The following is a 21488-nucleotide window of genomic DNA, read 5'->3' as shown; positions in this document are numbered from 1 at the left end:
CAATGCTGAGTCGCCACTGCCAGGGAGCCCATCAGATTGACACGCCAGTCGCTCGAAAAGTATCAAGTGCTGGTCTACATGACGGCCATCGCCATGGGCCTGGCCCTGGGCACGGTTCTCCCGGGACATGTTGGCATGCTGGAAGCGCTGCTGTGGCCGCTGTTGGGTGTACTGCTCTACGTCACCTTCACCCAGGTACCGCTGACGCAGCTGCGCGCCGCATGGCGTGACACACGCTTTCTTGCCGCAGCGGTGGTCGGCAATTTCGTTCTTCTGCCCCTCGTCGCCTGGGGGTTGGCGAGCCTTTTCGCCAACCAGCCGGCGGTTCGCCTGGGCATGCTGCTGGTGCTGCTGGTGCCCTGCACGGACTGGTTCATTACCTTTTCCCATCTGGGCGGCGGCAGGGCGCAGTATGCCATTGCCTTCTCGCCGATCAGCCTGCTGCTTCAGCTTGCGCTGCTGCCCTTTTACCTCTGGCTGTTCCTCGATCAGAGCCTGCTGGTCGCCGTGGTACAACGCGAGCTGCTGATGGCCTTTGCGGGGCTGATTCTGCTGCCTTTGCTGCTGGCATTCGCCACCCAGAAATGGACGCAGCACCACCGCGCCCGGACACGGCACATCGAGCGGCTAGCCTGGCTTCCGGTGCCCCTGCTGGCCCTGGTGGTATTCAGCATTGCTACCTCTCAGGTGAGCGTAGTTGCAGGCTCCTTGTCACTGCTTGGCGGCTTACTGCTGGCCTTTGTCGGTTTTCTGATCACCGCTGCACTGCTGGCTCGACTGTTGGCGCGAGTATTCGAACTTCCCAATGCCCAAGGGCGAGTGCTTGCCTTCAGCCTGGGGACGCGCAACTCCTTCGTCGTGCTGCCCCTGGCACTTTCCCTGCCCGCCTCCTATGAGCTGGCGGTGGTGGCCATCGTGTTCCAGTCACTGGTCGAGCTGATCGGCATGGCGTTCTTCCTGTGGTGGGTGCCACGCCGCCTCTTCCCCTCCGTAGGATAAAAACCATACGCCGTCGCGGTGGGCCAGGGCAGCCAGGGCACTATACTCGTTACCCGATCTTGGCGTTAAAGACGCTGGAGTGCCGGGTCCTGATGAAATAACACACGAAGGTTAGACCATGCGCCCACCCCTGCTGGCCGGCTGGCTACTCATGATACTGCCCATCGAGGCAGCGCTGGCCGACCCCGGGGAGCAAGCCGAAGAAGCCGTACGCAAGGCCGAGGTACTGGAACAGGTCGTGGCTCCCGATGTAGAGGTGAACGAGCCAGTCGAATCGATCAGTGAGCAGGAAGCGCAACTGGTGGATCCGAAGGGCAGCGACCCACTGGAGGAGCCGCTGACCTGCCTGGCACGTACCATCTATTGGGAAGCCAAGGGCGTGCCGGGGCACGATATGGAATCGGTGGCCAATGTGGTGATGAACCGGCTCGCTGGCGAGGCCTTCCCCAACACCATCTGCGACGTGGTGAAACAGGGCTCCGAGCAGCCCCCCTGCCAGTTTTCCTGGTGGTGTGACGGCCGACCCGATGAAGTGGTGGAGGACGACGCCTACGAAGTGGCCAAGGAAGTGGCGCGCCTGGCTCTCAATCAGGAGCTACCCGACCACACGGACGGAGCGCTCTATTTCCACGACCGCACCGTGCATCCCCACTGGGCGAACGAGTTCCTGGTCACTATCGAAACCGAGGCCTTCATCTTCTACCGACCTGACGTCGCCTCCGCCGACTGAGGGCAACCCACGGGAGAACGCTCAGGTCTTGCGGAAGGCGTCCATCACATACCCCACCAGAGCCTCACTGGCCTGACCGGCACCGGGTCGTTTGACCAGCTCCAATTGGTAGTCACCCAGCGGCGGAAGCAGGCTCGAGTCGATCCGTCTCAACGGTGGGCGGATCAAGCTGAGCGGAAAAGGCGACACGGCCAGGTCGGCGAGCATGGCTGCCTCATGGCCGGCACAATGCTCGCAGGTATATGCGATCCGATAGCTCATCCCGGCATGGTCCAGCGCGTCGAGAGCCATCCCCCGCCAGGCACAGCCATGATGGGCCAGGGCTACCGGTAGCGGCGAGCGCTGTGCAGCGATGCCGCCTTCCCGCCCCGCCCATACCAGCGCCTCGCTGTGCACGATCTCGCCGCGTACTTCCTGCCCCGGATTGCCGGCGGTAACCAACACCAGGTCAAGGTCGCCAGCGTCCAGGCGGGCGAGCATCTCCCGACTGCTGCCCACGACCACATCGACCTGCACAGCCGGGTGCGAGCGGGCGAACTGACCCAGCACGCCTGGCAGGATTCGTGTGCCCACATCATCGGTCGTGCCGAAACCGATGCGCCCTTCCAAGGAAGGGGACAGAAACTGGGTCACCGCTTCCTCATTGAGCCTGAGCAGACGCCGCCCGTAGCCGAGCAGTATCTCCCCTTCCGGCGTGAGTCTGACCTGACGGGCCTCGCGTACGAATAGCGCCTGGCCCAGCGTCTCTTCCAGGCGCTTGATCTGCATGCTGAGCGCCGAGGGCGTGCGAAACACCTGGCGGGCGGCTCGGGTGAAGCTGCCGCATTCGGCAATGGCGACGAAGGTGCGCAGTACATCCGAGTCGAGCAGCGGCAGGGCGCTATTACCGTTCGGCAGGGTGGCAGCTGTCATGATGAAACCTTTCAATTTTTCTTATAGCACAATGTAGACCTTTTCGTTTGCCTGATCAAACCCGTCAAGCCAAGCTATCCCCAGAGGTCGCGACCCTCCCTTAATCCATAAGAGTGCATGGCAACCGTCCCATATGGCGGCTGCCTGCCAGGAGGTGCGACATGAGCCAGTACGAACCGCTTCGCCAGCCCAACTCGGTGGCCGAGAAGCGCCCCACCCCACCGCCCCAGCCGGATTTCTTCATGCCGGCCATGCCTCCGCTGGGATTGATCCACAAGCTCGAAACCAAGTGGTGGGAATACCGGCGCCGGCGGCAGTTCCGCCAGCGTTTCATGCCGCTGCTGGCCAAGGACGATCACATGCTCGAAGACATGAACCACCGCCGCGACGACATCCTGTGGGCCTCGCGCCTGCCGCTGAAGGAAGACGCCGAGCAGACGCTGGAGAAGCGTCGGGCAAGTCGCAAGGCCGCACAACGGAGGTAGCACTGAACAGCGATGCTTGGACGCTTGCGACTTGACCTCATCTGCACTTGAGGTCTTACGGTACTGGCAACGTCACTACAGCGAGGAAAGAAGCATGCGCATCATGATCGTGGGAGCGAGCCAGGGCCTGGGCCGGGCCTTCGTCGAAGGGCTGGGCGATGGTGGCGATCACCTGATCGGCGTGTCACGCCGCGTACCGACGAGGCTGCCCGAGCGCACCGGCATCGAAATCGAGTGGATTGCCGCCGACCTTGCATCACCCGAACGGGCCGCCGCCAGCGTGGCCGAGTCCGTGACGGAGAACGGCGTGGACGTGCTGATCTACAACCTGGGGCTGTGGGAAAGCCGAGCCTTCGAGCCGGACTACCGCTTCCTGGAAGACAGCCCGGCGGAGATCCAGCGCATGGTCACGGTCAATGTCAGCGGGGCGATCCTGCTGGTTCAGGCGCTGCTTCCCGCGCTGCTGCGCTCCGTCTCCCCGCGCATCATCCTCACCGGCTCGACCTCCGCCCTGCCCGGCCATGGCAGGCCGGAGGTCACCTTCAGCGCCACCAAGTTCGCCCTGCGCGGCATCGCCGAGGCACTGCGCGAGGGCTTTCGTGACCAGGGCCTGGCGGTCACTTGCCTGCAGCTCGGTCATCTCAATACCGAAGATGACCTGGCCGTGCCTCTCGAGCGCGCGGCACGGCGCGGCGACGGCGAGCTAATTCCCATGCACGACGTGGTGCATTTGGTTCGCACCCTGCTGACGCTGTCGCCGAGCTCCTACGTCAAGGAAGTAGTAATGCCTGCCATAAGCGATACGCGCTTCTAGCAATGTTCAACCATATGGTTGAAAAGACATCGTCAAGCCACTATATAAACCATATGGTTGAATATAATGAAACACATCTGGACCGGGTCTTCCACGCCCTGGCCGACCCCACCCGCCGCCTGCTGCTGGAGCGGCTGGCAGCCGGTGAGCGCAAGGTCGGCGAGCTGGCCGAGCCGTTCCCCATGTCACTGGCTGCCGTTTCCAAGCACGTACGCGTGCTGGAGCAGGCAGGGCTGGTAGAGCGGCGCATCGAAGGACGCGCCCACTACTGCCGGCTGCAAACGCAGCCGTTGGCGGCGGCGGAACAGTGGCTAAGCTTCTACGAAGGCTTCTGGAGCCAGCGCCTGAATGCGCTGGAAGCGGCGATGAAGGCTGCACCGGATGGCAAGCCGCCAGAGGAGGGAAAGGCAGATGAACGACGCTAACCACGGCCGGCCAATCGCCGAGGACAGCATCCGCTTCGAGCGCCTGCTGCCGGGGCCCATCGAGCGCGTGTGGGCCTATCTCACAGAATCCGACAAGCGTGGCCAGTGGCTCGCTCCCGGTGCCATGGAACCGCGTGCAGGCAGCGCCTTCACTCTGCACTTCCACAATACCGAACTGACACCCGACAGGACGCCACCAAGTGAGCGGTTTCGCCGCTACGACGGCAGCTTCACGACGCATCACCAGGTGCTGCGCTGCGAGCCACCCCACGTGCTTGCCTGGACCTGGGGCGGAGGCAGCGAAGCCCCGTCGGAGGTGACCTTCGAACTCAGCGAGGCCGGCGATCAGGTACGCCTGGTGGTGACCCATCGTCGCCTCGCCGATGACGACACCATGGTCAACGTGGCCAGTGGCTGGCATACCCACCTCACCGTTCTGGAAGGCGTGCTGGAGGGCCGCCGCCCCGCCCCTTTCTGGCCCACGTTCGAGCGCCTGGAGGAGGAGTACCGATGCCGCATCATGTCACCCCACAGCTGATGTTCGACGGCAACGCCGAGCAGGCCATCAGGTTCTATGTCTCGCTGTTCGAGGAGGCCGAGATCGTCCGGCTCGAGCGCTATGGCCCTGGCGAGCCAGGGTCGGAAGGCAGCGTCAAGCAGGCCGAATTCACCATGGCGGGCAGGCGCTACACCTGCATCGACAGCCCGGTAAAGCACGACTTCACGTTTACGCCTTCGATATCCCTGTTCGTCGAGTGCGAAAGCACTGGAGAATTCGAGCGGCTTCTCGAGCAGCTGTCGGAACAGGGCAAGACGCTGATGCCACCCGACGACTACGGCTTCAGCACGCGCTTCACCTGGCTCAACGACCGCTTCGGCGTATCGTGGCAGCTCAACCTGGCATGAAGGAGCGGCACGATGACGACCTCGCCCCTGCCTCCGATCGTTTCCGAAAGCGAATGGCGCGCCGCCCTGGAAGCGCAAATCGCCCGCGAGAAGGCTCACACAAGGGAACGCGACAGGCTCAATGCCGCCCGCCGCCGCCTGCCAATGGTCGAGGTGAGCGCTGACTACGTGTTCGACGGGCCACAGGGTAAAACTACCCTGCTCGACCTGTTCGAGGGGCGCCGCCAGCTGATCGTCTACCATTTCATGTTCGGCCCCGACTGGGAGGCCGGCTGCGACGGCTGTTCCTGGGTGGTGGACGCCATGACCCACCCCGCCCACCTGCACGCCCGTGACACCACGCTGGTGCTGGTCTCCCGTGCACCGCGGGAAAAGCTTCTACGCTATCAGGCCCGCATGGGTTGGCAGCACCCGACGTGGTACTCGTCGCTCGGCAGCGACTTCAACCAGGACATGGGCGTGACGAGCTGCAATTGCCATGCTCCCGACACCGATCGCGGCGAGCGACATGGCATCAGCGTCTTTCTGACCGACGACGAACGTATCTATCGGACCTACTTCAGCGGCAAACGCGGCGTGGAATACCTCGGCAGCCTGTGGACCTATCTGGACCTGACGCCCTACGGTCGCCAGGAGAGCTGGGAGGACTCACCGGCGGGCTGGCCGCAAACGCCACCGTACGTCTGGAACCGCCGCCACGACGAGTACGAGACATAGGCGGCGCCGTATGACAGTTATGGAATAAACGACAACATGAGGGAGCGCATGACCATGAAGACCATCGGCCTGCTCGGCGGCATGAGCTGGGAATCCACCGCCAGCTACTACCGCGCGCTCAACGAGGGCGTTAGAGCTGCCCTGGGCGGGCTGCACTCGGCCAAGCTGTGCCTGTACAGCGTCGACTTCGCCGAGATCGAGCGGCTACAGCACGCCGGCGACTGGGACGCCACCGCCGAGATCCTCAGCCAGGCTGCCCGCAGCGTGGAGGCCGGCGGTGCGGATTTCCTGCTGATCGGCACCAACACCATGCACAAGGTCGCCCCGCAGGTCGCCAAAGCGGTCTCGATTCCGCTGCTGCACATCGCCGACGCCACGGCACAGCGCCTGGCCACCGACGGCATTAGCCGCGTCGGCCTGCTCGGCACCCGCTTCACCATGGAGCAGGAGTTCTACAAGGGGCGCATCACTGAGGGCTTCGGCATCGAGGTGCTGGTGCCCGACGAGGCTCAGCGTGACCAGGTTCACGAGGTGATCTTTCACGAGCTGTGCCTGGGCCAAGTCAAGGAGGCGTCGCGGCAGCGCTACCTGGAAATCATCGAGTCGCTACACGAGCAGGGCGCCGAGGCGGTAATCCTCGGCTGTACCGAAATCGCCCTGCTGGTGCAGCAGAGCCATACCGCGGTGCCGCTCTACGACACCGCAGCCATTCACGCCGAGGAAGCGGTGAAGTGGGCACTACAGCGATAGACTTGAGCTTAATTTAACGCCGTATGGCCAAGCGCAGAAACTATTCGGTCAAGCCTAGGCGTAAGTGTTGATGTGGGTGCCCACCATGCCATCATTGGCCAACTGCGGTGCCACCGAAGCCGAAGCCATCAGGGCGGCAACCTGGTCCTTCTGCATGTCCAGGGCTTCCTTGTAGACCTCCAGCTGTACCTGCTGCGCGGCCTGAGCCTGCTGCATGACCAGCGACTGGCCGACGATGGTATTGACGGCTGAATCCATGTTGCTTGCTCCAATATCTGATTCTTCTGTTTACCCACGCTAACAGCAGACACACGCCAGAGCAAAACCGCATCTCGCCCTAGCAACTGTCCCCGATGAAATTAACCTGTAGCGAAAGCGGCTAGCCTTTCGCGACACACGGCGCAGCGATGCGGCGCTGCCCCGAACACCTATCCCATCATCAGTAGGTAAGACAGATCTTGCCGAAGTGGCGCCCCGCCTCCTCGTGACGGAAGGCGTCGGCTATCTCCTCAAGCCCGAAGGTGCTGTCGATGATGGGGCGCACACCGCTGGCCTCGATGCCGCGCACCATCTCCTGCTGGTGGATACGACTGCCGACGATCAGCCCCTGCAGGCGCGCCTGCTTGGCCATCAGCTTGGCCGTGGGAATCTCGCCACCGCGACCGGTCAGCACCCCTATCAGCGAAATGTGACCGCCGATGCGCACGGCATCGATGGATTGCGGCAAGGTGCCGGGGCCGCCCACCTCGATCACGTGATCGACGCCCTGGCCATCGGTCAGTGCCTTCACCGTTTTGCCCCACTCAGGCTCTGCCTTGTAGTTAAGGGTGTGGTCGGCGCCTAGCTCCTTGAGCTTTTCAATCTTCTCATCCGAAGAAGAGGTGGAAATCACCCGCGCGCCCATGGCCTTGGCGAACTGCAAGGCGAAGATCGAGACGCCGCCGGTGCCCAGGGTGAGCACGGTATCGCCCGCCTTGAGGTTGCCGTCCACCACCAGCGCACGCCAGGCGGTGAGCCCCGCGGTAGTCAGGGTGGCAGCCTCTTCGTGGCTGTAGCCGCTGGGTGCGTGGGTGAACCAGGTGGTTGGGCGGATCACCCGCTCACGGGCATAGCCGTCGACGCCGTCGCCAGGCGTGGTCTTGAAGTCGCCGACCCGCGCCGGACCATCGAGCCAGTAGGGAAAGAAGGTGGAGACGACCGCATCGCCCACGGCGAACTCATCGACACCTTCGCCGACCGCCTCGACCACGCCCGCCCCATCTGACATGGGGATGCGACCGTCCTCGGTGGGGATCATGCCGGACGCCACACCGTAGTCGTGGAAGTTGAGGGAGCTGGCATGTACACGCACGCGAATCTCACCCGGCCCCGGCTCGCCGGGCGCCTCCCGCTCGCTGACTTGTAGCTGGTCCAGCCCGCCGGGGCTCTGTAGGGTAACGACCTTCATCTCTGCACTCCTTTCCGTCGCTATATATCAAGATGCCATGAGACCAGTTCAACACAGCGAAGGCCGGGGCACCAAAAGCACTCGTTCATTACCCGGCCATTCACGCTGAAGCAGTGCAGCCGCTGTTTTCGTTCATGGCGCCCGCCACCGATGTGGCCTAGCTTTTAGGCAAGCCTTCAAGCGGACCCGACCCTCTCGCCCCTGAGCCACAGGTATTGCCATGGATGTGCATTCCTCACGAGGAGCGGCCGGCTGGGCCGTCACCATTCTCGCCTACGTTCTGCTGCTGCTCGGTCTGGCCATGTCGCTGGGTGGCGCTTATCTGATCTATCTCGGCGGAACGTTCTATTTTCTCCTGGCCGGCATTGCCACGCTGGTGGCTTCCGTCATGCTCATGCTGGGTTTGCCAGCGGGGGTGTGGGTCTATGCCGCTACCGTGGCGGGTACCTTTCTCTGGTCGCTGTGGGAAATTGCGGGCAAGGGCTGGATGCCGGTCTGGCATATCGACCTGCTGGCACGTACCGGGCTCATGGCCGGTCTGCTGGCTGTCGCCCTGTTGTTGCTGCCCGTGTTGTATCGCCGCGGCTATTACCAGCCTCCCCTGCCCTACGCCGGCCCGCTGCTCGGCGTGCTGATCATCGTCGGCTACGCCGGGGCGGTGCTGTGGCTCATCTTTGACTCCGGCCCCGATGCTCCCACCACGCTGGCCGCCGAGGAGATCCCCCAGCAGAATGCCCCGGATGACACGGATTGGGTTGCCTACGGCGGCACCAACCTGGCCCAGCGCTTCTCGCCGGCCGACCAGATCACGCCGCACAACGCCGATCAGTTGGAGGTGGCCTGGGAGTTCAATACCGGCGACGAGCCGCCCAGCGATGCAGCGCCCTATGCCTTCCAGAACACCCCGCTGAAGATCGGAAATAACCTTTACGTCTGCACCCAGAGTAATCAAGTCTTTGCCTTGGACCCCGGCACCGGCGGGCAGCAGTGGCACTTCGACCCGGAAGTGGCGGTGGAGGCACAGGAGAATGTCTTCTCGACCACCTGCCGCGCAGTGGCCTACTTCGAGGCCCCCGAGCCGGTGGAAGAGTGCCCTCGTCGCCTGCTGCTGGGCACGCTGGACGGTCGCCTGATGGCACTGGACGCCGAGGACGGATCGATCTGCAGCAGCTTCGGCGACAACGGTACGGTGGATCTCAACGACCGCATGGACCCGCAGGCGCTGGGGCTGCTCTCCAACACCTCAGGGCCGACCGTAGTGAACGGCATCGTCGTGGTGGGCCATCAGGTCACCGACAACCAGCGCCGCGATGCGCCTTCCGGTGCTGTACGCGCCTATGACGCCGTCACCGGCGAATGGCAGTGGACATGGGACTCGGTCTGGACCACCCCGGACCAGCAGCCGCCGGAAGACGAGGTCTATCCCCGTGGCACACCCAACGTGTGGACGGCGATCTCGGCGGACGCGGACCTGGGGCTGGTCTACCTGCCCACCGGCAATCCCACTAACGATCAGTACGGTGGCGACCGCAGCCCCGAAGAGGACGAATTCACCTCTACCCTGGTTGCCGTGGAGGTCGACAGCGGCGAAGTGCGCTGGAAGTTCACCACGGTGCTCCACGACCTGTGGGACTATGACCTAGGCGCCCAGCCCGCGCTGATCGATTTCCCCACTGACGACGGGCCCCGGGCCGCCGTGGTCCAGGCGACCAAGTACGGGCAGGTGTTCGTCTTCGATCGGGAAACCGGCGAGCCCTTGCTGCCCATCGAGGAGCGACCGGCGCCCCATGGCACCATCGAGGGCGATTGGGCGGCCGAGCACCAGCCCTTTTCGCCGAGTATGCCCAACTTCGGTTCACTACCGGGCCATGAGGTCGAGCACTTTAGCGGCGCGTACACCTGGGGTACCACACCGCTCGACCATCTCTACTGCCGAATCCAGTTCGAGCGCATGCGCTACGAAGGCATGTTCACCCCACCGACCCTCGATCATCCCGACGGGATGCTGCAATTCCCGGGCATCCTCGGTGGGATCAATTGGGGCAGCGCCACCTTCGATCTCGAAAACAACCTGATGATCGTCAACAACAACCGTATGCCGTCACGCGTGGTGCTCTACCCGCGCGAGGAAGCCGAGGAAATGGACAATATCGCCCCCATCGGCGAAGAGGGTGCCAGCTACATCGACCAGGAAGCCCAGCCCATGCTCGGCGCTCCGGTAGCGGCACAGCGCGGCGCCTGGCTCTCGCCGCTGGACATGCCCTGCGCTGCGCCGCCCTGGGGCTTTCTCAGCGCTACCGATATCGCCACCGGCGAACTGGTCTGGTCACGCCCGATCGGCACCAGCTTCGATCAGGGCCCCTGGGGCATTCCCGCACGGCTGAAAATGACCGTGGGCGCGCCCACCAGCGGCGGGCCGATCACCACCGCCGGCGGCGTGACCTTCATCGGCGCCACCATGGACGACTATATTCGCGGCTTTAACAACACCACCGGCGACATGCTGTGGGAGGCGCGCCTGCCGGCCGGCGGCCAGGCGACACCGATGACCTACATGCACGAGGGGCGTCAGTACGTGGTGATCGCTGCAGGCGGGGCCTTCCAGGCCGAGACCAGCCTGGGTGACAGCGTGATGGCTTATGCTCTCCCCGAAGACTAGGCCCGCCGAGCCAGTTGGCCTGCAAGCCGGGCCTTGCATCCCGTCATGGCCTCGGCCAGGAAAGCCATGAAGGCCCGGATACGCGCCACCCGGCGCAGGTCGGGGTGGGTCAGCAGCCACAGGTCGGTGGCGAGTTCGGGGATCGGCTCGCCGAGGCGCGTCAGCACCGGCTCGGCATCGGCCAGGTAGCAGGGCAGCACGGCGCGGCCGAGCCCGTCGCGGGCGGCGGCCAGCATGCCGAGCAGAGTGTCGACGCGGTAGCGGCAGCGCTGGTTCGCGCCGTTATTGACCATCCATCCATCGAGCGCGGCATAGCCCAGGTGGCGATCCGGCCCGACCCAGGCATCGCTGTGGTTATCGGCACGGGCATAGATCGCCTGGGCAATGGAGCCGACCCGCCGTCCCACCAGGTGCTCCGGCGGTGACGACGACGGCCGCACCGCCACGTCGGCATCCCGCTGGGAGAGATTGAACAGCTGGTTGGAAACCGCTACCTCGAGGACGATCTCGGCATGGGCGCGCTGGAAATCGGCGAAGATCGGCGACAGCAGCCCCATCAGCAGCGTATCCGTTGTGGTCACGCGGATGCTGCCGGAGAGACGCAGGTCGCGCCCCGCCACGCGCCGCTCGGCGCCGTGCACTTCGACCGCGACACGGGCGGCGGTAGCCGCCAGGTCCTCCCCCGCCGCCGTGGCCGCATAGCCCGTGCGCGAGCGCTCGAACAGCGCCACACCCAGGCGCCGCTCGATGGCATTCAGCCGCCGGAACACCGTGGCGTGGCTGGCCCCCAGGCGCCGCCCGGCGCCGGAAAGCGAGCCCGCCTCGACAATGGCCTGGACCACCCGCAGGTCATCCCAGTGCAAAGCCTGTTCATTCATGCAAGGTTCATTGTCATTTCTGGGTAATTTCAGTTCGTCTTCGTACAGCATAGCCTGAGGGCATGCACCGTAGCCAACGAACCGGAGCCCTGTAATGCATAGCCCCCATCATGCCCTGATCGTGTTCTGCCACCCTGAGCCCTACTCCTTCAACGGCGCCCTGAAAGATGTCGCCGTCGACACCCTGCAGCGCCAGGGTTACAGCGTCGAGGTCTCGGACCTCTACGCCGAAGGCTTCGATCCGGTGGAGGGAGCAGCGCACTACCCCGGGCGCTGCGAACCCGATACCTTCTTTCCGCTCACCGAGCAGCGCCACGCCTTCGAGAGCGGCACCCTACCCGCCGACGTGCAGCGCGAGATCGAGCGGCTCGAGCGCGCCGACCTGGTGATCCTGCAGTTCCCGCTGTGGTGGCACGCCCAGCCGGCCATGCTCAAGGGCTGGTTCGACCGGGTGTTCGTCTACGGCGGGCTCTACTCCGGCCGGATGCGCTACGACCGCGGGCGCTTTTTGGAGAAGCGCGTGATGCTCTCGGTGACCACCGGCGCCCCGGCGCCCACCTTCACCCGACACGGTCGCAGCGGCCATATCGTGACGCTGCTGTGGCCGATCCACTATTCGCTCTACTACCTCGGTGTCAGCGTGCTGCCCCCCCAGGTCACCTACGGCGTTCAGGGCGGCGGGTTGAGCTACGAAGCGGAGGCGACATTCCGCCAGCGCCTGGAGGCCGAGAAGGCAGCCTGGGCGCAACGGCTGGAAGGGCTCGACAATGAGGCGCCGATCTCCTTCGCCGGCTGGAACGACTGGGACGATCAGGGCGTGCTCAAGGCGGGGCATCCCGATATCTGGCAGCTGTGAGACGCCCGAACCGTCGACCTCGGCGATGCGCTGCATGTCGGCCAGCGCTAAAGTTGGCCTCATCCTGGCCGATAGAGAAATTAACGCGTCATTGTACGGATCCTGTACACCAAAGAATCAATATACAATGAATCGCTAATGCTGACTCGCACCGCCAGAGGGATCCCGATGTCTCAGCCAGCCTTTACCATCCAGCGCCATCATCAACGCACCGATCAGTTGATGTGGCTGCCCGCCTTTGCCCACCTGTTGCTGTGCCTGGCCGTCGGGCTTGCCACCGGTACACTTGGCCTTGCGGTGATATTTGCAGTGACCGCCTTCCCGCTGGCCGCCCTGGTGCAATGGAAGCTGCCCGGTCATATCGTCAATGGCTTTATCAAGGCAGCCCTGTTCATGGGCCTGTCGATAGTATTGATCGAACAGAGCAGCGGCATGATCGAGGCGCACTTCAGCATCTTCATCATGCTGGCAGTACTCATCCTATATAGCGACTGGCGAGTCATTGCTTTCGGTGGTCTGGTCATCGCCGTACACCATGCGCTCTTCACCTGGCTGCAATATGGCGGGCATGTCCACCTCTACCAGAGCGTCGGCAGCCACGGGGAAGAAGCCAGCCTCATTGCCTGTCTGCTGATGCATGCCGGCGCCGTGGTGGCCCAGGTCGTGGTGCTTGGCTTTCTGGCCCGTGAGCTGCGTCACATGGTGGACGATAGCCTGACGGTCTGCGAATTTGCCGAAGCCGCCAGCGAAGGCCGGCTGGATATGTCGCTTTCCAGCGAGCAACTGACGCGACCCGCCATTGCTTCCATCGGCAACATGCAGCAGAAGCTGACCGGCACCCTAGGCGTAGCGCGTGAGGCGGCAAAGCAGGTCAATACGCTGGGTGACGGGTTGTTCAAGGCGCACGACAGCGTGCGAAGCCAGGCAAGTCACAATACGGCCCAGGTGGAGCGCGTTTCCGCTGCAGCCACACAGCTGGCAACAACCACCCGTGAAAGTGCCGAGAAAACCTCCCAGGCCAGACAGCTGGCCAGCGAGGCCGAGCTCGCCGCCAAGAGCGGTGGGGCAAAGGCCGCCTCACTGCGCGACGCAATGCAACTGCTGGAGGAGAACGCCAGGAACATTGCCAGCCTGCTGGGCGAGATCGACAATATTACCTTTCAGACCAACCTGCTGGCGCTGAATGCCTCCGTAGAGGCTGCGCGGGCCGGCGAGCATGGCCGTGGTTTTGCCGTGGTGGCAAGCGAGGTTCGCACGCTGGCGCAACGAACCAGCGAAACCGCCGGCAGGATCCGCGAGCGCGTACAACAGACTGAAACAGGCGTACGCAGCGGCGTACAACAGACCCAGGATGTCGACCAGACCATGCAACAAGTCATGAAAACGTTCCAGGAGGTGGCCTCACGCCTCGCCGAAATCGACCATGCCACCTCCCAGCAACACCTTGGCATTGAGGACCTCGACGCAAGCGTCGGCGAGATGCAGTCTTCGATCCAGCGCTCGGCACACTCACTGGAAGACGCCCATCGACTGGCCGAACACCTGGCACAAGTGGCAACGTCGCTCATGGCCTCCATCAACGAGTTCACATTTCACGAAAGCAATGCCCAGCTAAGCATGGCAAAGCCCGATGAGCCGAAATTACAGGCCCCCTCCTCCGCCTCTTTTCACGCTCCCGCCCTGGTGTCATGACGTGTCACTGGCCAGGGGCTCAGCCCCTGGCCAGACCACAAAGTTTCGCCTGAGCCTCAGGCCGACTCGCGCAGGGACCATCCACCCGCCAGCGCTCGGTAGAGTCCCACCAGTGCCGTAGCCGATCGCGTATGGCTGCGCGCCAGGCTGTCCTCCGCTTCCAGCAGCGAGCGCTCGGCGTCGATGACCTGCAGGAAGTCGATGACCCCGACGTCGAAGCGAACCCGCGCCTGCCGGGCCGCCTCGGCGCTGGCCTCGGCGGCATCGACCAGGTGTTCGCGCTCGCGCAGCGCCTGTGCGTAGCGGGCGAGCGCCGTCTCGGTCTCCTCCAGCGCCAGAAGGATCGTCTGTTCATAGTGCGCCAGGTTGGCGTCGGAATCGGCATCGGCGGCGGCCATTCGCGCCCGCACCCGCTCCCGGTCGAGAAACGACCAGTCCACACCGAGTGCCACCAGGCGTGTCTCGCTGTCGCGGCCGAACAGGTCGCCGGTACTGGCCGCCTGGGTGCCCAGCAGCCCGGTCAGGGTGAAGCGTGGGTAGAGATCAGCAGTGGCAACACCGATGCGCGCACTGGCGACCTCGAGACGGCGCTCCGCGGCAGCGATATCGGGGCGTCGACGCAGCAGGTCCCCCGGCAGACCGGTCGCCACCTGTACCGGCAACGCGGGCAAGGGGGTCGGCCGCTCCAGGGTGGCCACCAGTGCCCCGGGTTCCTTGCCGGTCAATACGGCGATGCGATGGACCCGGGCGGCAACCTCCCCCTCCAGGGCGGGAATACGTGAAAGGGTATTCTCCAGCTGGGCTCTGGCGCGCACGCTGTCGAACTCGGTGCCTCGCCCCGCCTCCAGTCGCGCATTCACCAGCCTGAGCGACTCGCGCTGATTGTCGGCGTTGGCTCGGGCCACCCGCAGTTGCTCCTGCACGCCGCGCAGCTGGAAATAATGGTCGACCAGTTCGCCGACCACCACGACCTGCAGGGCACGCAGGTCGGCGGCGCTGGCCTCGGCCTCGGCCCGTTGGGCCTCCACCCCACGTCGCACGCGGCCGAAGAAGTCCAGCTCCCAGAAGGCGCTCACCCCGGCATCGAAGCTCTCACTGTCGCGGTCGGTGCGTGACACCCCTGGCATCTGATCGGCGCTGAAGCGCTGGTGTGCGGCGCCGGCTTCGGCATTGACCCCGGGGCGCAGATCCTGGCGACTCTGGCGCAGCAGAGCGCGGCTACGGTCATAGCGAGCCAGGCCGATCCGCAGGTCATGGTTGGCACCCAGGGCATCCTCCACCAACTGGGTCAACAGCGGGTCCTCGAAGCGCTGCCAGAATTCGACCTCGACCGGCTCGGCGGTGACGAGCTCCGGTTCGGCACGCGCCTGCGGTGCCGGCAGCTCCGGTGTGCGGTAGTCGGGACCCACCGCGCAGGCGGCCAGCATGAGAGTGAGCGGCAACAGCAGCAGGTTGCGCAGTGTCGGGTTATGCATGGGAGGAGCCCTCCGTGGACAGCGCTTCAAGAGGCTGTGCCTCCCCGCGCGACACCAGCTTGCGCAGGGCGACGTAGAAAACCGGGGTCAGGAACAGGCCGAACAGGGTCACGCCGATCATGCCGGCGAATACCGCCGTGCCCAGCGCCTGGCGCACTTCGGCACCGGCGCCGCCGGCCAGCATCAGCGGCACCACCGCCGCAGTGAAGGTGATCGAGGTCATGATGATCGGCCGTAGGCGCAGGCGGCAGGCTTCCAGGGCCGCCTCGACGATGCCTCGCCCCTGCATCTCCAGCTCCCGGGCGAACTCGACGATCAGAATGGCGTTCTTGCACGCCAGGCCGATCAACACCACCAGGCCCACCTGGACGAAGATGTTGTTGTCGCCGCCGGTGAGCTTCACCCCGATCAGCGCCGAGAGCATGCACATCGGCACGATCAGGATCACCGCCAGCGGCAGCGTCCAGCTCTCGTAGAGCGCGGCCAGCGCCAGGAACACCAGCAGGATGGCCAGCGGGAACACTACCAGCGCCGCCCCGCCCTGGTTGACCTGCTGGTAGCTCAGGTCGGTCCACTCGAAGGACATGCCCGCCGGCAGCACTGCCGGGGCGAGCTGCTCGACCACCTCGATCGCCTGGCTCGACGACAGCATCCGTGGGTCGGCCTCGCCCATCAGGTCCGCCGCCGGGTAGCCGTTGTAGCGGATCACCGGGTCGGGGCCAAAGGTCTGGTCGACCCGGATCATGCTGCCGATGGGTACCATCTCGCCATGTGCGTTGCGGGTACGCAGACGCTCGATGTTCTCCACGTCCATGCGGTAGTCACCGTCGGCCTGGGCCATCACCTGCCAGGTGCGGCCAAAACGATTGAAGTCGTTGACGTAGACCGAGCCGAGGTAGACCTGCAACGTCTCGAACAGGTCGGTCAGCGCCACGCCCTGGGTCTTGGCCTTGACCCGGTCGACGTGCAGGTCGAGCTGCGGCACGTTGGACTGGTAGGAGGTGATCGGATAGCCCATGCCCGGCGCCTGCATCAACGCGCCGCTGAAGCCATCGACGGCCTGCTGCAGTTCGCCGTAACCCAGCCCGGCGCGATCCTGGATGAACAGCGAGAAGCCCGACCCCGAGCCGATGCCGAGGATGGCCGGCGGGGTGAAGGCGAAGCTGAACGCCTCCTGCAGGGTACCGAGCTTGCCATTGAGTTCGGCGACGATCTCATCGGCGCTGCGCGAGCGCGACTCGAACGGATCGAGGCCAAAGAACACCGTGCCGGTATTGGGTGTGTTGGTGAACTGCAGCGGGTTGAGACCGGGGAAGGCCACCGCCGAACTCACGCCTTCGGTTTCCAGCGCCAGGTCGGTCATGCGCCGAATCACCGCCTCGGTGCGGTCGAGGGAAGCGCCTTCCGGCAGCTTGGCCCCGCCGATCAGGTACATCTTGTCCTGGGTGGGGATGAACCCGCCCGGCACCATCTGGAACATCACGCCGGTACCCGCCAGCAACAGCGCATAGACGGCGAACACCGCGCCGCGCCGGCGCAGGCTGCGCGCCACACCGCCCTGGTAGCCCTTGGAGCTGGCATTGAAGAAGCGGTTGAAGGGGCGGAACAGCCAGCCGAACAGGAAGTCGATCAGCCGCGACAGGCGGTCCTTGGGCGCATCGTGGGGCTTGAGCAGCAGCGCGGCGAGCGCTGGCGACAGCGTCAGCGAGTTGATCGCCGAGATCACCGTGGAGATGGCGATGGTCACCGCGAACTGGCGGTAGAACTGGCCGGTGACACCTTCGAGGAAGGCCATCGGCACGAATACCGCGCACAGCACCACCGAGATGGCGATGATCGGCCCGCTCACCTCGCGCATGGCCTGATGGGCCGCCGCAAGCGGGGCCAGCCCCTCCTCGATGTTGCGCTCGACGTTCTCCACCACCACGATGGCATCGTCGACCACGATGCCGATGGCCAGCACCAGGCCGAACAGGGTCAGGGTATTGATCGAGAAACCCAGCAGGTGGAGCACGGCGAAGGTGCCGACGATCGACACCGGCACCGCCAGCAGCGGAATCACCGAGGCGCGCCAGGTCTGCAGGAACAGCGTCACCACCAGTACCACCAGCAGCACCGCCTCGAGCAGGGTCTTGATCACCGACTTGATCGAGTCGCGCACGAACACCGTGGGGTCGTAGACGATGGTGTGCTCCACGCCCTCGGGGAAACGCACCGACAACTCATCCATTTTTTCGCGCACCGCATCGGAGAGTGCGATGGCGTTGGAGCCGGGGGCCTGGAAGATACCGATGGCCACCGCCTGCTGGTTGTCGAGCAGCGCCCGCAGCGAATACTCGGCGGCGCCGAGCTCGATACGTGCCACGTCCGAAAGGTAGGTGATCTGGCCATCGCTGCCGGCCCTGACCACGATGTCGCCAAACTCTTCCTCGGTGGTCAGGCGCCCCTGGGCATTGATGGAAATGAGGAAATCCGACGAGGACGGTGTCGGCGGCGCACCGAGCTGGCCGGCCGATACCTGCACGTTCTGCTCGCGTATCGCGGCGATGATGTCGCCGGCGGTGAGCCCGCGGGCGGCGGCACGGTCAGGGTCGATCCATACCCGCATGGCGTAGTCCCCGGCGCCGAACAGCATCGCCTGGCCCACCCCCTCAAGTCGCGCCAGCTCGTCGCGCACGTGCAGCGCCGCGTAGTTGCGCAGGTAGGTGCTGTCGTAGCGGCCGTCGGGCGAGATCAGCTGCGGCACCATGGTCAGGTCGGGCGACTGCTTGTCGGTGGTCACACCCTGGCGGCGCACCGCCTCGGGCAGCCTCGCCAGCGCCTGGCTGACCCGGTTCTGTACCTGGACCTGGGCTTCATCGGGGTCGGTACCGGGGCGAAAGGTCAGCGTCATCGCCAATACGCCGTCGGAGCCGGCCACCGACTTCATGTACATCAGGTTCTCGACCCCGGTGATCGCCTCTTCCAGCGGCGTGGCCACCGTGTCGGCAATCTCGCTGGGGTTGGCACCGGGATAGATGGCGCGCACCTGCACCGTTGGCGGCACCACGTCGGGGTATTCGCTGACCGGCAACAGCGGGATGGTGATGGCGCCGGCAATGAAAATCAGGATCGACAGCACCGCGGCGAAGATCGGCCGGTCGACGAAGAACTTGGCGAAATTCATGACAAGACTCCCTCCCGGGGCGGGCAAGTCGCCCGCCCCAAACATGTCATTCAGGGGTTATGGGTATTGCTGGAGTCGTGAAGGCTCAGCGCATGGCGGCGTACTCACCGGCTGTCGCGCCCGAGCCGCGCATGTCCACGCTCTCCGCCGCCACGGGCATGCCCGGGAAGAAGATCCGCTGGGCACCGCTCACCACCACCCTGTCATTCGGCTCGAGGCCGGCCGCCACTACCCGCAGGCCGTCGATCATGCGGCCGAGCTGCACGTCGCGACGCATGGCCCGGCCCTCGCCGTCGACCACGTAGACGTACTTGCGATCCTGGTCAGTGAGCACCGCCTTGTCGTCGATCAGCAGACTGTTCTCGGCACTCCCCGCCAGCAGTTGAACGCGTGCATACATGCCCGGGGCGAAGCGCCCCTCGCTGTTATCAAGCACGGCACGGGTCAGGATGGTGCCGGCCTCGGCATCGAGGTGGTTGTCGACGAAGTCGACCTCGCCGCGGTAGGGGTAGCCCTCGTCATTGGCCAGGCCCACACGCACCGGTATGCCACCCCCGCGAAAGCTCGCCTGGCTGCCGTTGCGCGCCATGGCGTCGTAGTGCAGATAGGCCCGCTCGTCGCTGTGGAAATGCACGTGGACCCGATCCAGGGCAACGATACGGGTCAACGGCGTGGCCTCGGAAACGAGGTTGCCCGGCGTGACCATCGCCCGCCCCGTACGCCCGCCGATGGGGGCGCGAACCTCGGTGAACGCCAAGTTGAGCCTGGCTGTCTCGGCGCTGGCCTGAGCGGCCAGGATGTCGGCCTCCGCCGTGGCGGCCGCCGAGCGCCGCTGGTCCAGCTCCTCGCGCGAGATCGAACGACTCTGCGCCAGCGCCTCGGCCCGGGCGGCCTCGCTGCGTGCCAGTTCGGCCCGGGCTCGGGCCCGCTGCAATTCGGCCTCGGCCCGCTCCAGCTCGGCGCGATAAGGGCGCGGGTCGATGGTGAACAGTACGTCCCCTTTCTCGACCTCCTGGCCTTCGGTGTAGTGGATGCTATCGATGTAGCCCGATACGCGGGGGCGCAGGTCGACCGTTTCCACCGCCTCGATTCGGCCGGTGAATTCGTCCCACAGCTCCACGTTCTCGACCAGAACCTGGGCCACGCTGACCTGGGGCGGCGGCGGCCCCTGATTGGCACCTTCCTGATCGGCCTGGCTTTCGCATCCCGCCAACATGAAGAGTCCGGCGACCATGGCGATAACCATGAGCGTTTGCCGACTCCCTCGACTCCCGAACATCTTGTGGACGTTCATTTTTTCCTCCCAACACCAAGTAGCAGTTTGCAGAGTCGTTATCAGCGCCGGCCGGTATTGCATTCGCATCGACTCACTTTTCTTAACTCTTTTTTCCTAACGCTATTAATATCGTTTGCCGGCGTTATTAATCGACAACTACAAACTTTTCCGAACGCCACGATATAGTGTTACCGGTCACTTGATTAGTCCGGGCGAGAGGGAAATACTGTCCCATTGACGGGATAGTTACCGTGCAGCCGTCCTCGTCCTTCTTCCCGCAGTGTTTCCCTCTCCTGACATTGCTTGCACGCACAGGACAACGACCATGCTACAAGACCTTAATGACGCCCTGATCTTTGCCAAGGTCGTGGAGCAGGGCAGTTTCATTGCCGCTGCAAAGCAGCTTCGCCTTGGAAAGACCACCGTCAGCCGCAAGGTTCAAGGGCTGGAAGAGCGCCTCGGCGCACGATTACTCAACCGCACGACCCGCCACCTGAGCCTGACCGAAGCGGGCGCCATCTACCTGGACTACTGCAACCGCATCATCCGGGACCTGGGCGAAGCGGAGAATGCGGTCCATCAGCTCGAGGAGAGCCCGAGAGGCTGGCTACGGGTCACAGCCCCCTTCACCATGTGTACCGAGTTCACGGCACTGTTGGTGCAGGACTTTCGCAAGCTCTACCCCGAAGTCCGCATCGAGCTGGTGCTCTCCAATGAGCGTCTCGACCTGATCGCCAACCAGATCGATGTGGCCATCCGGGTCGGTGCCCTGCCGGATTCAAGCCTGGTGGCACGCCTGCTTGCCCGTCACCGCTCCTATGTCTATGCCAGCGAAGCCTACCTCGCCCGCCATGGCGAACCCCGGAGCCCGGCCGACCTGGCGTCTCACCCCGTGCTGGCCAAATCCATGGACCAGCGCGGCCAGCGCTACGTCTGGCAGTTGCACAACCGCAGGAGCCAGGAAGTCGTGGAGGTCGACGTCGACCCGGTGGCCATCGCCAATGACCCCTTCGCCCTGCGGGGGCTGCTCGAAGATGGCCAGGGCATCATGCTGGCCAACGAGTTCGTCGCCTGCCTCAGCGCCGAATCCCGGCGCCCACGCCGCATACTCGAGGAGTGGGAAGGTCCTGAGGTCGAGATGCACGCTGTCTTCCCCGGCGGACGGCTCGTGTCTCCCAAGGTGCGAACCTTCGTCGACTTCGTGGTCGAACGCATGCAGCTCAAGACCCAGGCAACCTCTTCGGCATGGCAGCCATTGGCTCCGGCGGCCGCCGCTGAAAGACTCGACGAACCCGCGTGAC

At 64.6% G+C, this 21488-nt stretch carries 20 protein-coding genes; 13 read left to right on the top strand and 7 right to left on the bottom strand.

Going from position 1 to position 21488, the window contains the following annotated elements; translation table 11 throughout:
• Nucleotides 1–36: 36 nt before the first annotated feature.
• Entirely contained in the window at nucleotides 37–999 is a 963-nt protein-coding gene (locus KZO25_RS05400; protein WP_223136184.1) for an arsenic resistance protein, read from the top strand.
• 118 nt (nucleotides 1000–1117) lie between these two features.
• The gene (locus KZO25_RS05395) at nucleotides 1118–1729 is read left to right on the top strand and encodes a cell wall hydrolase (protein ID WP_223136183.1); all 612 of its coding nucleotides are present in this window, start codon (nucleotides 1118–1120) and stop codon (nucleotides 1727–1729) included.
• A gap of 21 nt (nucleotides 1730–1750) precedes the next feature.
• On the opposite strand, the gene KZO25_RS05390 is transcribed toward KZO25_RS05395, so the two are convergent.
• A complete protein-coding gene (locus tag KZO25_RS05390) occupies nucleotides 1751–2641 on the bottom strand; it encodes a LysR family transcriptional regulator (RefSeq protein ID WP_223136182.1) in 891 nt (296 codons plus the stop codon).
• Nucleotides 2642–2802: 161 nt separating this feature from the next.
• Here KZO25_RS05390 and KZO25_RS05385 point away from each other — a divergent pair, with 161 nt between their 5' ends.
• The 7 genes from KZO25_RS05385 to KZO25_RS05355 all read left to right on the top strand — a co-directional run bounded on the left by KZO25_RS05385 (nucleotide 2803) and on the right by KZO25_RS05355 (nucleotide 6738).
• Nucleotides 2803–3126, top strand: a complete 324-nt coding sequence (locus KZO25_RS05385) for a hypothetical protein (protein ID WP_223136181.1) — start codon at nucleotides 2803–2805, stop codon at nucleotides 3124–3126.
• Between the two features lie 94 nt (nucleotides 3127–3220).
• Entirely contained in the window at nucleotides 3221–3940 is a 720-nt protein-coding gene (locus KZO25_RS05380; RefSeq protein ID WP_223136180.1) for an SDR family NAD(P)-dependent oxidoreductase, read from the top strand.
• A gap of 53 nt (nucleotides 3941–3993) precedes the next feature.
• A complete protein-coding gene (locus tag KZO25_RS05375; protein WP_262488856.1) occupies nucleotides 3994–4365 on the top strand; it encodes an ArsR/SmtB family transcription factor in 372 nt (123 codons plus the stop codon).
• Nucleotides 4352–4903: an SRPBCC family protein gene (locus tag KZO25_RS05370; protein ID WP_223136179.1), complete on the top strand. Its 552-nt coding sequence runs from the start codon at nucleotides 4352–4354 to the stop codon at nucleotides 4901–4903. The genes KZO25_RS05375 and KZO25_RS05370 overlap by 14 nt, the downstream gene beginning before the upstream one ends.
• Nucleotides 4876–5271, top strand: a complete 396-nt coding sequence (locus KZO25_RS05365) for a VOC family protein (RefSeq protein WP_223136178.1) — start codon at nucleotides 4876–4878, stop codon at nucleotides 5269–5271. Before KZO25_RS05370 ends, KZO25_RS05365 begins: the two co-directional genes overlap by 28 nt.
• Before the next feature lie 12 nt (nucleotides 5272–5283).
• Nucleotides 5284–5988 carry a DUF899 domain-containing protein gene (locus tag KZO25_RS05360; protein WP_223136177.1) on the top strand — a complete coding sequence of 235 codons (705 nt, stop codon included), beginning with the start codon at nucleotides 5284–5286 and terminating at the stop codon, nucleotides 5986–5988.
• Nucleotides 5989–6042: 54 nt separating this feature from the next.
• Nucleotides 6043–6738, top strand: coding sequence for an aspartate/glutamate racemase family protein (locus KZO25_RS05355; RefSeq protein WP_223136383.1), 696 nt, complete (start codon nucleotides 6043–6045; stop codon nucleotides 6736–6738).
• Between the two features lie 54 nt (nucleotides 6739–6792).
• Here the strand turns inward: KZO25_RS05355 and KZO25_RS05350 are convergent, their stop codons facing one another.
• Both KZO25_RS05350 and KZO25_RS05345 read right to left on the bottom strand, forming a co-directional pair.
• Nucleotides 6793–6996 (bottom strand): putative motility protein, encoded by a 204-nt coding sequence (locus KZO25_RS05350; RefSeq protein ID WP_066451583.1) that lies wholly within the window; start codon nucleotides 6994–6996, stop codon nucleotides 6793–6795.
• 181 nt (nucleotides 6997–7177) lie between these two features.
• Nucleotides 7178–8185 (bottom strand): zinc-dependent alcohol dehydrogenase family protein, encoded by a 1008-nt coding sequence (locus KZO25_RS05345; RefSeq protein ID WP_223136176.1) that lies wholly within the window; start codon nucleotides 8183–8185, stop codon nucleotides 7178–7180.
• A 220-nt stretch (nucleotides 8186–8405) separates the two neighbouring features.
• Between KZO25_RS05345 and KZO25_RS05340 the strand changes: the two genes are divergently transcribed.
• Nucleotides 8406–10844 (top strand): membrane-bound PQQ-dependent dehydrogenase, glucose/quinate/shikimate family, encoded by a 2439-nt coding sequence (locus KZO25_RS05340; protein WP_223136175.1) that lies wholly within the window; start codon nucleotides 8406–8408, stop codon nucleotides 10842–10844.
• Here KZO25_RS05340 and KZO25_RS05335 read toward each other — a convergent pair.
• Nucleotides 10841–11722 carry a LysR family transcriptional regulator gene (locus tag KZO25_RS05335; RefSeq protein WP_223136174.1) on the bottom strand — a complete coding sequence of 294 codons (882 nt, stop codon included), beginning with the start codon at nucleotides 11720–11722 and terminating at the stop codon, nucleotides 10841–10843. The genes KZO25_RS05340 and KZO25_RS05335 overlap by 4 nt on opposite strands.
• A 94-nt stretch (nucleotides 11723–11816) precedes the next feature.
• On the opposite strand from KZO25_RS05335, the gene KZO25_RS05330 reads away from it, so the two are divergent.
• Entirely contained in the window at nucleotides 11817–12578 is a 762-nt protein-coding gene (locus KZO25_RS05330) for an NAD(P)H-dependent oxidoreductase (protein ID WP_223136173.1), read from the top strand.
• A gap of 168 nt (nucleotides 12579–12746) precedes the next feature.
• Nucleotides 12747–14270, top strand: a complete 1524-nt coding sequence (locus tag KZO25_RS05325) for a methyl-accepting chemotaxis protein (RefSeq protein ID WP_223136172.1) — start codon at nucleotides 12747–12749, stop codon at nucleotides 14268–14270.
• A 56-nt stretch (nucleotides 14271–14326) separates the two neighbouring features.
• On the opposite strand, the gene KZO25_RS05320 is transcribed toward KZO25_RS05325, so the two are convergent.
• From KZO25_RS05320 to KZO25_RS05310, 3 genes are all read right to left on the bottom strand, one after another.
• Entirely contained in the window at nucleotides 14327–15745 is a 1419-nt protein-coding gene (locus KZO25_RS05320) for an efflux transporter outer membrane subunit (RefSeq protein WP_223136171.1), read from the bottom strand.
• Complete coding sequence (locus KZO25_RS05315; RefSeq protein WP_223136170.1) at nucleotides 15738–18911, bottom strand: efflux RND transporter permease subunit; 3174 nt, start codon at nucleotides 18909–18911, stop codon at nucleotides 15738–15740. Before KZO25_RS05315 ends, KZO25_RS05320 begins: the two co-directional genes overlap by 8 nt.
• An 85-nt stretch (nucleotides 18912–18996) precedes the next feature.
• On the bottom strand, nucleotides 18997–20205 hold the full coding sequence (locus tag KZO25_RS05310) for an efflux RND transporter periplasmic adaptor subunit (protein WP_223136169.1): 1209 nt from the start codon (nucleotides 20203–20205) through the stop codon (nucleotides 18997–18999).
• A gap of 307 nt (nucleotides 20206–20512) precedes the next feature.
• On the opposite strand from KZO25_RS05310, the gene KZO25_RS05305 reads away from it, so the two are divergent.
• Entirely contained in the window at nucleotides 20513–21487 is a 975-nt protein-coding gene (locus KZO25_RS05305) for a LysR family transcriptional regulator (RefSeq protein ID WP_223136168.1), read from the top strand.
• Nucleotide 21488: the final 1 nt, after the last annotated feature.

Origin of the sequence: Halomonas sp. ANAO-440 (genome assembly GCF_019915905.1) — a bacterium.
GTDB classification, from domain to species: domain Bacteria; phylum Pseudomonadota; class Gammaproteobacteria; order Pseudomonadales; family Halomonadaceae; genus Halomonas; species Halomonas chromatireducens.
This window is presented reverse-complemented; position numbering and strand designations above follow the sequence as displayed.

Excerpts from the sequence above, each read along its gene's own strand:
- KZO25_RS05395 (WP_223136183.1), top strand. The coding sequence starts at position 1,118 with ATGCGCCCACCCCTGCTGGCCGGCTGGCTACTCATGATACTGCCCATC.
- KZO25_RS05390 (WP_223136182.1), bottom strand. The coding sequence starts at position 2,641 with ATGACAGCTGCCACCCTGCCGAACGGTAATAGCGCCCTGCCGCTGCTC.
- KZO25_RS05385 (WP_223136181.1), top strand. The coding sequence starts at position 2,803 with ATGAGCCAGTACGAACCGCTTCGCCAGCCCAACTCGGTGGCCGAGAAG.
- KZO25_RS05380 (WP_223136180.1), top strand. The coding sequence starts at position 3,221 with ATGCGCATCATGATCGTGGGAGCGAGCCAGGGCCTGGGCCGGGCCTTC.
- KZO25_RS05375 (WP_262488856.1), top strand. The coding sequence starts at position 3,994 with ATGGTTGAATATAATGAAACACATCTGGACCGGGTCTTCCACGCCCTG.
- KZO25_RS05370 (WP_223136179.1), top strand. The coding sequence starts at position 4,352 with ATGAACGACGCTAACCACGGCCGGCCAATCGCCGAGGACAGCATCCGC.
- KZO25_RS05365 (WP_223136178.1), top strand. The coding sequence starts at position 4,876 with ATGCCGCATCATGTCACCCCACAGCTGATGTTCGACGGCAACGCCGAG.
- KZO25_RS05360 (WP_223136177.1), top strand. The coding sequence starts at position 5,284 with ATGACGACCTCGCCCCTGCCTCCGATCGTTTCCGAAAGCGAATGGCGC.
- KZO25_RS05355 (WP_223136383.1), top strand. The coding sequence starts at position 6,043 with ATGAAGACCATCGGCCTGCTCGGCGGCATGAGCTGGGAATCCACCGCC.
- KZO25_RS05350 (WP_066451583.1), bottom strand. The coding sequence starts at position 6,996 with ATGGATTCAGCCGTCAATACCATCGTCGGCCAGTCGCTGGTCATGCAG.
- KZO25_RS05345 (WP_223136176.1), bottom strand. The coding sequence starts at position 8,185 with ATGAAGGTCGTTACCCTACAGAGCCCCGGCGGGCTGGACCAGCTACAA.
- KZO25_RS05340 (WP_223136175.1), top strand. The coding sequence starts at position 8,406 with ATGGATGTGCATTCCTCACGAGGAGCGGCCGGCTGGGCCGTCACCATT.
- KZO25_RS05335 (WP_223136174.1), bottom strand. The coding sequence starts at position 11,722 with ATGAATGAACAGGCTTTGCACTGGGATGACCTGCGGGTGGTCCAGGCC.
- KZO25_RS05330 (WP_223136173.1), top strand. The coding sequence starts at position 11,817 with ATGCATAGCCCCCATCATGCCCTGATCGTGTTCTGCCACCCTGAGCCC.
- KZO25_RS05325 (WP_223136172.1), top strand. The coding sequence starts at position 12,747 with ATGTCTCAGCCAGCCTTTACCATCCAGCGCCATCATCAACGCACCGAT.
- KZO25_RS05320 (WP_223136171.1), bottom strand. The coding sequence starts at position 15,745 with ATGCATAACCCGACACTGCGCAACCTGCTGCTGTTGCCGCTCACTCTC.
- KZO25_RS05315 (WP_223136170.1), bottom strand. The coding sequence starts at position 18,911 with ATGAATTTCGCCAAGTTCTTCGTCGACCGGCCGATCTTCGCCGCGGTG.
- KZO25_RS05310 (WP_223136169.1), bottom strand. The coding sequence starts at position 20,205 with ATGAACGTCCACAAGATGTTCGGGAGTCGAGGGAGTCGGCAAACGCTC.
- KZO25_RS05305 (WP_223136168.1), top strand. The coding sequence starts at position 20,513 with ATGCTACAAGACCTTAATGACGCCCTGATCTTTGCCAAGGTCGTGGAG.